Source organism: Actinoplanes subglobosus (assembly GCF_042650585.1).
In the GTDB taxonomy this organism is placed as follows: domain Bacteria; phylum Actinomycetota; class Actinomycetes; order Mycobacteriales; family Micromonosporaceae; genus Actinoplanes; species Actinoplanes subglobosus.
Genome location: NZ_JBHSBL010000006.1, coordinates 500,245 through 510,822 on the forward strand (window position 1 = coordinate 500,245; position 10,578 = coordinate 510,822).

At 71.9% G+C, this 10,578-nt stretch carries 10 protein-coding genes; 3 read left to right on the forward strand and 7 right to left on the reverse strand.

What is annotated here, in order from left to right; genetic code table 11:
* Positions 1–10 precede the first annotated feature (10 nt).
* Complete coding sequence (locus ACFO0C_RS08495) at positions 11–1,072, forward strand: phenylalanine--tRNA ligase subunit alpha (protein WP_378065991.1); 1,062 nt, start codon at positions 11–13, stop codon at positions 1,070–1,072.
* A gap of 4 nt (positions 1,073–1,076) precedes the next feature.
* Positions 1,077–3,557 carry a phenylalanine--tRNA ligase subunit beta gene (gene pheT, locus ACFO0C_RS08500; protein WP_378065992.1) on the forward strand — a complete coding sequence of 827 codons (2,481 nt, stop codon included), beginning with the start codon at positions 1,077–1,079 and terminating at the stop codon, positions 3,555–3,557.
* 53 nt (positions 3,558–3,610) lie between these two features.
* Here pheT and ACFO0C_RS08505 read toward each other — a convergent pair whose 3' ends face one another.
* Together ACFO0C_RS08505 and ACFO0C_RS08510 are read right to left on the reverse strand one after the other, a co-directional pair.
* Positions 3,611–3,904: a helix-turn-helix transcriptional regulator gene (locus ACFO0C_RS08505; protein WP_378065993.1), complete on the reverse strand. Its 294-nt coding sequence runs from the start codon at positions 3,902–3,904 to the stop codon at positions 3,611–3,613.
* Between the two features lie 67 nt (positions 3,905–3,971).
* Positions 3,972–4,529 carry a TetR/AcrR family transcriptional regulator gene (locus ACFO0C_RS08510; RefSeq protein ID WP_378065994.1) on the reverse strand — a complete coding sequence of 186 codons (558 nt, stop codon included), beginning with the start codon at positions 4,527–4,529 and terminating at the stop codon, positions 3,972–3,974.
* Positions 4,530–4,637: 108 nt separating this feature from the next.
* Here ACFO0C_RS08510 and ACFO0C_RS08515 point away from each other — a divergent pair, with 108 nt between their 5' ends.
* A complete protein-coding gene (locus tag ACFO0C_RS08515; RefSeq protein WP_378065995.1) occupies positions 4,638–6,035 on the forward strand; it encodes an FAD-dependent monooxygenase in 1,398 nt (465 codons plus the stop codon).
* Here ACFO0C_RS08515 and ACFO0C_RS08520 read toward each other — a convergent pair.
* From ACFO0C_RS08520 to ACFO0C_RS08540, 5 genes are all read right to left on the reverse strand, one after another.
* Positions 5,992–7,413 carry an MFS transporter gene (locus tag ACFO0C_RS08520; RefSeq protein ID WP_378065996.1) on the reverse strand — a complete coding sequence of 474 codons (1,422 nt, stop codon included), beginning with the start codon at positions 7,411–7,413 and terminating at the stop codon, positions 5,992–5,994. The genes ACFO0C_RS08515 and ACFO0C_RS08520 overlap by 44 nt on opposite strands.
* Positions 7,410–7,847 carry a MarR family winged helix-turn-helix transcriptional regulator gene (locus tag ACFO0C_RS08525; RefSeq protein ID WP_378065997.1) on the reverse strand — a complete coding sequence of 146 codons (438 nt, stop codon included), beginning with the start codon at positions 7,845–7,847 and terminating at the stop codon, positions 7,410–7,412. The genes ACFO0C_RS08520 and ACFO0C_RS08525 overlap by 4 nt, the downstream gene beginning before the upstream one ends.
* A 136-nt stretch (positions 7,848–7,983) precedes the next feature.
* Positions 7,984–8,295 carry a hypothetical protein gene (locus tag ACFO0C_RS08530; protein ID WP_378065998.1) on the reverse strand — a complete coding sequence of 104 codons (312 nt, stop codon included), beginning with the start codon at positions 8,293–8,295 and terminating at the stop codon, positions 7,984–7,986.
* The gene (locus tag ACFO0C_RS08535; protein ID WP_378065999.1) at positions 8,295–9,356 is read right to left on the reverse strand and encodes a DUF3616 domain-containing protein; all 1,062 of its coding nucleotides are present in this window, start codon (positions 9,354–9,356) and stop codon (positions 8,295–8,297) included. Before ACFO0C_RS08535 ends, ACFO0C_RS08530 begins: the two co-directional genes overlap by 1 nt.
* A gap of 130 nt (positions 9,357–9,486) precedes the next feature.
* Complete coding sequence (locus ACFO0C_RS08540) at positions 9,487–10,245, reverse strand: GNAT family N-acetyltransferase (protein ID WP_378066000.1); 759 nt, start codon at positions 10,243–10,245, stop codon at positions 9,487–9,489.
* Positions 10,246–10,578 lie beyond the last annotated feature (333 nt).

A 10,578-nucleotide genomic window follows, 5' to 3' on the forward strand; every position in this document is an offset into this window, starting at 1 on the left:
TCGCCCAGCCATGTCCTACCGCAACGATCCGTACGATCCGAAGCAGGCCGTCCTGCTGGCGCCAGAGTCTCTGGAAAGCGCCGTGGCGGAGGCCGAGAAGGCGTTCGCCACCGCTGCCGACCTCGACGCGCTCCAGGCCCTGAAGCCGGCCCACCTCGGTGACCGTTCCCCGGTGTCGCTGGCCCGACGTGAGATCGGCTCGCTGCCGCCGGCCGCGAAATCCGACGCCGGCAAGCGTGTCAACATCGCCCGCCAGGCCGTGCAGTCCGCCTACGACGCCCGCCAGGCCGAGCTGGAGGCGGACCGTGCCGCCCGCGTCCTGGTCGAGGAGCGCGTCGACGTCACCCTGCCGTGGTCCCGCCGCCCGCGTGGCGCCCGGCATCCGCTCACCACGCTCATGGAGCACATGGGCGACATCTTCATGGGCATGGGCTACGAGATCGTCGACGGTCCCCAGCTGGAGCTGGAGTGGGCCAACTTCGACGCGCTCAACATCGGCCCGGACAACCCGGTCCGCGGCGCCTCCGACACGTTCTTCGTCGACCTGCCCGGCCTGGTCATGCGTACCCACACGTCACCCGGCCAGGTGCGCACCATGCTCGACCGCCAGCCGCCGATCTACGTGGTCAGCCCCGGTCGCGTCTACCGCACCGACGAGCTGGACGCCACACACAGCCCGGTGTTCCACCAGATCGAGGGCCTGGTCATCGACGAGGGCATCACCATGGCGCACCTGCGCGGCACCCTCGACCACCTCGCGAAGGCGCTGTTCGGCCCGGACGCGAGGACCCGCTGGCGGCCGCACTACTTCCCGTTCACCGAGCCGTCCGCCGAGTTCGACGTCTGGTTCGCCGAGCACCGCGACGGCCCGCGCTGGGTCGAGTGGGGCGGCTGCGGCATGGTCAACCCGCGGGTCCTCACCGCGTGCGGCATCGACCCCGCGCGCTACAGCGGGTTCGCGTTCGGCATGGGTGTCGAGCGGACCCTGATGTTCCGTAACGGCGTCTCCGACATGCGCGACATGGTCGAGGGCGACGTGCGGTTCACCACGAACTTCGGAATGGAGTCCTGAAGCCATGAAGACGTCACTGTCGTGGCTGCGCGAGTACGTCGAGCTGCCCGCGGGAATCACGGCTTCGGAGCTGGACGCGGCGCTCACCAACCTCGGCATGGAGGTCGAGGGCATCGTCGACCAGGCCGGGACGATCCTCGGTGACCTGGTCGTCGGCCGGGTGCTGACGATCGAGGAGCTGACCGGTTTCAAGAAGCCGATCCGGTTCTGCACCGTCGACGTCGGCAACCCGGCTCCGCAGGAGATCGTCTGCGGCGCGCGCAACTTCGCCGAGGGCGATCTCGTCGTCGTGATCCTGCCCGGTGGGGAGCTGCCGGGCGGGTTCAGGATCGGTGCGCGGAAGACCTACGGCCGCAACTCCAACGGCATGATCTGCTCGGCGGCCGAGCTCGGCCTGTCCGGGGACCACTCGGGCATCATCGTGCTGCCCGCCTCCGGCGACCTGGTGCCCGGCATCGACGCGCGCCCGATCGTCGGCCTGGACGACGTGCTGATCGAGGTCGAGATCACACCGGACCGGGGCTACGAGATGAGCGTCCGCGGGATCGCACGGGAGCTGGCGACCCACTTCGGTGTGGCGTTCACCGATCCCGCCGCCATCGCCGCTCCGGGCGGGACCGCCGACGTCCCGTACCCGATCACGATCGAGGACACCGTCGGCTGTGACCGGTTCGCGGCCCGCGTCGTCCGCGGCCTCGACCCGGACGCGCAGTCTCCGGAGTGGATGCAGCGGCGCCTGATCCAGGCCGGCATCCGGGCCATCTCGCTGCCCGTCGACATCACCAACTACCTGATGCTCGAGTTCGGTCAGCCGATGCACGTCTTCGACCTGGACCGTCTGAACGGCGGCCTGCTCGTCCGCCGGGCCCGGGCGGGGGAGAAGCTGACCACCCTGGACGGTGTCGCGCGGGTTCTCGACGCCGAGGACATGGTGATCTGCGACGAGACCGGTCCGATCTCGCTCGCCGCCGTCATGGGCGGCGAGACCAGCGAGTGGCAGGAGGGCACCGTCAACGTGCTCCTCGAGGCCGCCCACTGGGACCCGGTCATGGTCGGCCGGACCGCACGGCGTCACAAGCTGTTCAGCGAGGCCGCCAAACGCTGGGAGCGGGGCGTCGACCCGGCGCTGCCGCTCGCCGCGCTGCAGAAGGCCGTCGACATCCTGGTCGAGCACGCGGGCGGCACCGCCTCGCCGCTCGTGCTGGACATCGACAACGTGGTGGCGCCGGTCGCGCTCACGCTTCCGGCCGACGCGCCGTCCCGTCTCATCGGCCTGCCCTACACCGGCTCGCAGGCCGCTGACCTGCTGCGCAAGATCGGCTGCGAGGTCAGCGGCGACGAGGTGCTCAGCGTCGTGCCGCCGACCTGGCGTCCCGACCTGGTCGCCCCGATCGACCTGATCGAGGAGGTGGCGCGGCTCGGCGGTTACAACGACATCCCGAGCGTGCTGCCGCCGGCCGGGGCCAGCCGCGGTCTCACCCCGGCGCAGAAGCAGCGCCGGTCGGTGGGCCGGGCGCTCGCCGAGAACGGTTACGTCGAGGTGCTGTCGTACCCGTTCGTGTCGCCCGGCACCGCCGACGCCCTCGGCCTGCCGCCGGAGGACCCCCGTCGCAGCGCGGTCCGTCTGACGAACCCGCTGTCCGAGGAGGAGCCGCTGCTGCGGACGACGCTGCTCGGCCCGCTCCTCGGCACCCTCAAGCGGAACCTCGGCCGCGGCCGTCGTGACGTGGCGCTCTTCGAGGTGGGCACGGTCTTCCTGCCGCACCTGACGTCGACCGCTCCGCCGATGCTGGGGGTGGACCGTCGCCCCTCCAACGCCGAGTGGGCGGCGGCCAACGCGATCGTCCCCGAGCAGCCGTGGCACCTCGCCGTCGTGCTGGCCGGCGACATCGAGCCGGCCGGCTGGTGGGGTGCGGGCCGGGCCGCGACGTGGGCGGACGCCATCGAGGCGGCGCGCGTCGCGATCTCCGCGGCGGGCATCGCCGAGGACCGGATCACGGTACGGGCAGCCGAGCTCGCGCCGTGGCACCCGGGCCGGTGCGCTGCCGTCCTGGTCGACGGCACCGTCGTCGGTCACGCCGGTGAACTGCACCCCGCGGTGCTGGCCACCCTCGAGCTGCCCAAGCGGACCTCGGCCGCCGAGATCGACCTGAGCGCCCTGCCGGAGGCTCCGGTCGTCGACGCGCCGAGGATCTCCACCTTCCCGCCGGCGCTGCTCGACGTCGCCCTGGTCCTGGACCGCGCTGTCCCGGCGGCCGACGTCCAGGCGGCTTTGACCGAGGGCGCGGGCGACCTGCTGGAGTCGGTGGCACTCTTCGACGTCTACGAGTCGGAGCAACTGGGTGCGGACAAGCGATCCCTCGCCTACAAGCTGACCTTCCGGGCCGCCGACCGCACCCTCACCTCGGAGGAGACCATCGCCGCGCGTGACGCCGCGGTCGCCCTGACCTCCTCCCGTTTCGGCGCCACACTGCGCGGCGCCTGATTTTCAGCGGCACGTGAGCCGGGCCGGTGGATCCCCCACCGGCCCGGCTCTTTTCATGTGCCGGCCTCGTCACCTGCGGTTTCCTCGGCTGGGGCTGGGGCTGGGGCTGGGGAATCGGCCTCGCCGGCGGGCGGCCTGTTGCGGGGGCGGGGGCGGACCTCGGCCCGGTGCTCGACCTGCCAGGCGTCGACGTGATCGGCCAGCCAGACCTTGCCCTGGGCCAGCTCGGTGATCGGGCGGGGGAAATCCGGCCGGCTGACGAGCTGGTAGAGCCGCTGCCGGCTGATGCCGCCGAACCGTGTGCGGATCTCGTGCGCGCCGAGCAGGCGCAGTGACCAGATGTCCATGCGCTTGACTATAGTCCTCAGACTAGTTCGTAACAGTCAACCTGTCGTATGAAAAGGTCTCGCCGGGTCAGATGGCACTGCCCGTCAGGTAACGCTGGATCGTGGGGGCGAGCCAGGCGATCGTCTCCTCGCGGCCGAGCCCGACGACCGGTGGCAGTCTCAGCACGAAACGGCAGAGGGCGAAACCCAGCATCTGGGTGGCGATCAGGCCGGCCCGGGTCGCCGCCTGGGCCGGGTCGGGGGCCAGCCGACCGGCGACCGGCCCGAGCTGGGCGGCGAAGACCGTGCGCATCCGCTCGGCCGCGGCCTCCTGCGTGACCGCGGCCCGCAGCAGGGCCAGAAGTGTCTCGTCGCCCTCCCATCGGTGCAGGAAGTGGGCGACCAGGGCGGCGCCGACCTCGCCGGGCGGGGTGGAGCCGAGGTCGGGCAGTCGCAGGTCGAACTCGGCGGCCGCCGCGAACAGCCCCTCCTTGCTGCCGTAATAGCGCATCACCATGGACGGGTCGATGCGGGCGTCGGCGGCGATGGCGCGGATGGTGGCCCGCTCGAATCCGTCGCTGGCGAAGCGCTCCCGTGCGGCGCTCAGGATCGCGGCGCGGGTGGTGTCGGAGCGGCGTGTGGTCATGCCGCCCAGTTTATGCCAACAGGTGTTTGCCAACAAGTGTTGACCTGATCATGAAGTGGTGCCTATCGTTTGCCAACAGTTGTTGGCAAATGAGTCCGGAGGTAAGCCGTGCACACCACCGTCGCGATCATCGGGGCCGGGCCGACCGGTCTGCTCCTCGCCGGCGACCTGGCCCGGGCCGGGATCCCGGTGACCGTTTTCGAGCGCCGTTCCGGCGTCTCCAACCTGACCCGGGCGTTCGGCGTCCACGCCCGTACGCTCGAATTGCTCGACGCCCGCGACCTCGCCGACGGTCTCGTCGACGGTGGCGCCCGGGTCGAGCGTCTCCGCCTCTTCGACCGGATCCGTCTCGACCTCACCCGCCTGCCGTCGCGCTACCCGTTCCTGCTGATCACGCCGCAGTACCGGGTGGAGGACGCGCTGACCGGCCGGGCCGAGGCGGCCGGAGCCCGGATCGAGCGCGGCGCCACCCTCACCGGCCTGCGGCAGGACGCCGACCGGGTCGTTCTCGACTTCGGCGACCGCACCGTCACCGCCGACTGGGTGATCGGGGCCGACGGTGTCGACAGCACCGTCCGGCGGAGTCTGGGCCTGCCCTTTCCCGGCCGGGCCGTCCTCACCTCGATCATGCTGGCCGACGTCCGCCTGGCCACCCCGCCCGAGGACGTGCTCGCCGTCAACGCCGTCGGCGACGCGTTCGCCATGGTCGCGCCGTTCGGCGACGGGTGGTACCGGATCTTCGCCTGGGACCGCCGCCGCCAGGTCACCGACGACGTCCCGGTCACCCTCGACGAGATGCGGGACGTCACCCGCCGGGTCCACGGCACCGACTTCGGCATCACCGAGGCCCGCTGGCTGTCCCGTTTCCACAGCGACGAGCGGCAGGCTCCGCGCTACCGCACCGGCCGCGTGTTCCTCGCCGGTGACGCCGCCCACGTGCACTCGCCGGCCGGCGGCCAGGGCATGAACACCGGTCTCCAGGACGCCGCGAACCTCTCCTGGAAACTCGCCGCCACCATCCACGGCTGGGCGCCCGCCGGGCTCCTCGACACCTACGAGACCGAGCGCCACCCGGTCGGCCGGCTCGTGCTGCGCAGCAGTGGCGCCCTCATCCGGCTGGCGATGATCCGGTCGGCGCCCGCCCGGTGGCTGCGCAACGCGTTCGGGGCGGCGCTGCTCGCCCTCCCGCCGGTCGTCCGCCGGGCCACCGGCGTGATCTCCGGTGTGGGCATCGGATACCCTGGGGCGCCGCGGGCCGCGGACGTCACCCTGCGCGGCGGCGGTCGCCTCTACGAGGCGCTCCGATCGGGACGGCACGTGCTGCTCACCCCGCAACCCCTTCCCGGGTACGGCGAACGCCTTCTCGTGGCGGCCCCGGAGGCGGACACGACCGAGGCGGTGCTGGTCCGGCCGGACGGCTACGTGGCCTGGCGCGGTCCCGCAGCCCAGGCGGCCGCAGCCGTCACCCGTCTCCTCGGACAGGTCGCCCACCCCGCGCCCCGCTGAACCGCCGCCGCGCCTCATCGGCCTCCGGATCGGCGTGGCCGGGGCCGGACCGCAGCAGGGAGCGGTCGGCGACGACCAGGGCCAGCATCACGACGGCGACCGCCAGCAGGAACCAGGCGAAATTGTGCAGGCCACCGGCGCCCGGATCGCGGTGGAAGAACGCGCCGTAAGCGGCCGCCGACACCATCGCGCCCAGGTAGGTGAAGGTGCGCAGCAAGCCGGCCGACGCACCGATCCGTGCCGGGTCGGCCTGGTGGTAGACGGCGTTCTGGTTGGCCAGGTTGTTCAGGCCCTGTGGCAGCCCGCACGCCGCGGCGACCAGCACGAGCAGCCAGATCGGGCTGTCGTCGCCGAGTACCAGCAGCAGCGCGCACGCACCGATCTGGGTGATCGCCCCGGTGAGCAGCACCGCACGGAGCCGGGTCGTGCGGCCGGTCAGTGTCGACGCCGCGATCGCGACCAGCGACATCGGCAGCAGCACCAGGCCGGCCGCCGACGCGCTCAGGTGCCGGCCCGCCTCCAGCCACAGGGTGAAGCCGTAGAGAAACGCATACGTGATCGTCTGCGCGCACACCGTACGCAGAAAGGTGTTGATCAGTGGCCGGTTGCCGCCGAGAACCCGCAGGTCGATGAAGGGGCTGGTGGTGCGCAGCTCGCGGACGGCGAAGGCCGCGCCGGAGGCGAGGGCGAGCCCGGCCAGCCAGAGATCCGCGACCGACGGTGACATGAGGAAGAGCATCAGGGTGGTCAGCGCGCTCGCGAACAGCGCGATGCCCGGCAGGTCGAGCGGCTGGCGCGGGCCGGGCGGCGGCTCGGTGCGCGGCAGGCGCAGGCCGAGCAGCAGGCAGGCCAGTGCGAGGGGGATGTTGATCGCGAAGACGGTACGCCAGCCGCCGCCCGCGATCAGCAGCCCGCCGAGTGCCGGCCCGATCACCACGATCGTCTGCGCGGCCACGGTGAGCAGGGTCAGCACCGGTCCCGGCCGGTCGACGCCGGTGCGCCGGGACTCGCTGCGGATCAGGTACATGGCGGCCGGATAGCCGGCGCACGTGCCGAAACCGAGCAGTACCCGCGCGGTGACGAGCACACCGAGCGACGTGGCGAGCATCCCGATCAGTCCGGCGACGCCGACCAGCAGCGCGCCGGCCAGATAGAGGCGGCGTGGCCCGTGGCGGTCGACCAGGCGGCCGACCACCGGCTGGCCCGTCGCGGTCGCCAGGTAGAGCGCCGACACCAGCCAGGCGGTGTCCGACGGCACGGCGTCGAGCGCGGCCCCGATCGGCACCAGTGCCACCGCGATCATCGACGAGTTGACCGGGTTGAGCGCGGCCCCCAGCACCAGTGGGGCGATCAGCCGCCGGTCGAACCCCTCGGTCACAGCTCGCCCAGCCGGTCCAGCAGGGCGAGGCCGTCGAGGATCCGCTGGCGCTCGGCCTCGGTGTAGTGGTCGGTCAGTGCCCTGGCCAGCCATTCCTCCCGCTGGCGGCGCCAGCCGTGGATGGCCTCGGCGCCGGCCGGGGTGAGTGAGATCAGCTGCCGGCGGCCGTCGGCCGGGTCGGGGGTCCGGGCGACCAGCCCATGCCGCTCGACGGCGGCGAGGGTGGCGGCCATCGACTGCGGGCGGACCCGTTCGGCGGTGGCGAGGCTGGTCAGCGTCGCGGGGCCGGCCCGGTCGAGGCGGCTGAGCACCGAGGTCTGCGACGGCGTGAGGTCGCCGAACCCGGCGGCGTCACGGAGCCGTCGCCGCAACCGGCTGAACACCACCCGGATCTCGACGGCCGCACGTGCCGCCGTCGTCGGGATCTCGATCATGAGGCGACGCTAAGTTATTCAGTCCAGGCTGAACAGTTCTCGGCCGGAGAGTCGGTCACAGGTCACATCCCCGGTTAAGGGCTGATTTCGGTGCTGTAGCCGATCATGCCGGGGGCCGCCTGATCTCCTCACTGGGTTACTCCGTGTAATGGCCGCCTTCGCGCAGCAGGCGCCGGCCGTGCGGCCGGTCAGCCGGGTCCATGCGGGCGCAGCCGGACGTGAGCAGCCGCCAGTCGCCGGCCGCCAGCGCGGCGTCGATCCGGCCGCGGACGTCCTCGGCCCGGTCCGGTTCGGTGGCGAAGAGCACCCGCAGCCGCAACTCCTCCCCGTCCCGGTCCATGTGGGTCCGGGAGGGATGCAGGTCGCCGATCGCCGCGGTGATCGCCGCGCCCGGATCGGCCCCGGGCGCCGCCAGCAGTGTCGCGTGGTGGGCGTAGACCTGCCGCATCAGGGCAGTTTCAGCACGTCGGCGATGACCGAGCCGTCCGCCTCCAGCCGCACCGCCGCCGGGCTGTCGTAGACGACGAGCACCCGATCCGTACCCATCAGGCTCAGCCCCTCGGCGTGGTCGTCGCCCTCGCCGTAGGTCAGCTCCAGCTCGCGGGTGATCAGATCGTGCCGCACGATCGTCGGCACCTCCGCCACACACGCGTCGTGCCAGCGGTAGATCCGCACCGGCCCGTCCAGGTCCATCGTGGGCCCGGCCAGCACCAGCAGGTCGTTCCCAGCCGGGCAGAGATCACGGACACCCAGACCTTCGAGATCAAGGACATGTTTGCGGTACGGCAACCCGTCCTCGAACCTGTGCAGCCGCAGTCGTCCCGGCTCGTCGGCCAGCACGTACGGCCGCAGCTCCAGCACGAACGCCCACCCGCGCAGCACCGGGCCGCGCAGCCCGAGGAACACCCGGTCGTCACGGACCGCGATGCCCTCGATGTCCAGACCGTTGTCCTTGCCCGGGATCGGCAGGAACGGGGCCAGATGCTCGTCGTCACGGAGCAGTCGCCGCAGGTCGTCACGGGTGCTCAGAGCCGCGGCCCGGTGCTGCACGCCGTCGACCGTCAGCTCGCGGACGGGGGTGGGCACGCCGTCCACATCGGTGACCGGTAGCCGTACCAGAATCTGCCGGTTTCCCTGACCCTCGACCCGCGCCAGCCGGCGCAACGCCTTCGACCCCTCGTGCCGGTCCTTGATCTGTTTGCGCCGCAGGCTGTGCGAACCGATCGCCCACAGGAAGTGGCCGGTGCGCGCCAGCCCCTCCACGTCGGCCTCCTCGTCGGCGTCGGCCCCGGGCAGGTCGACGAAGTCGGCCAGCCGGAACCGGGCCTCCTCCCCGAACTCGCCGGGCCGCTCCGGATCGTCGGCGATCAGCCGCTCGATCGTCGCGGTCTCGTCACCGGCGATCCAGAGTGCCCGGCCGTCGAGCCGGACCGCGGAGAGGTTGGTGTGGGTGGCCGCGGCCTGCGACTCGTCGGAGAACCGCAGCCGCACCGTGTAGTCGACCGTCATGGCCCACATCGTCGCACCGGCACGCATGCCGGCAGGTCGAACATAGAGTTCTGTCGGGATGGACTTTCGGGCCTATCGTGCCGCTCACGGCCGGTCCGTGCCGGACCGGCCGTTTCGCGATCCGCCGCTCCTACACCTCCCGGGAGATGTACAGGCGGTGCCCGGCCGGGGCGAACCCGACCCGCTCGTAGACGCGCCACGAGTCGTCGCCGGAAGCCTCCAGCCAGGCGACCGTCACGCCGCGATCGAAGAGGCGGGAGGCGACGCCCGCGCTGATCGCCGCGCCCACGCCACGGCGGCGGAACGACTCGATCACCGCGATCCCGGCGACCTCGCTGACACCGTCGCTCGGTGGAGCGCCCTGACCGCCGCCGACCCACCGGCCGTCGGCGGTGCGGGCGCCGAGGACGACCCCGCCACGCTCCTGGTTGCGGCGCATCCGGGCGACGGCGGCCTCCGGCCTCTCGTCCGGCAGATCACCGAAGGCGGCATTCTGTGCGGCGACCACCGCGGCCCGGTCCGGGTCCGTCGATGGCTCCTCCAGGACCAGCCCATCCGGTACGGGGTGAGCGTTCAGCCTCTCCGGGAGGCAGATCAGGTACTGATTGCGCTCCTCGACGGTGAACCCGGCCGCGGTCAGCAGGTCCTCCAGCCCGGGGGAGCAACTCGTCACGTATTCCAGGCGGGGTTTGCGGCCCGCCCCGGTGAACGCGGCGACCAGGTCGGTGACGTCGGCCGCGGTGATCGGAACGCCCGGCTCCGGCGAGGCGTAGTTGATGAAGGGGCTCTCGGTGTCGGGATCGAGGCCGGCCACGAACGGGCCGATCTCGAGAACCTTCGGCCGGGTGCGGAGATGGGACACGACACAGCGCTGGATGCGCAGATCCATGGTGAGGTAAGCCTTTTCGAGAGAACGGTGAAGTAACACCTGCGAGGTGGGAACGAGATCACGCAGGGCCGCCGCTGGCGGTGAGAACGCTCAGCGACGGCCGATTGGCCGGGCGGCGATCACAGGCTTCACTTCTCTCGAAAGCGTCGGGTCTTGAAACGTGGGGACGGCGCTCTGTCGCGCTGTCGCCCAGCGAGGTTGCCACGAATCGGTTGCCGGGCGCAACCCGGGGCCATCGGGCGAGTACCGGCGCGGGCCGGCCGCCTGCGCGGCCCGCGCCGATGGCTTCACTCTGGTCCATCGCGGACAGGAAGTCCATCACTGTCGATGCGC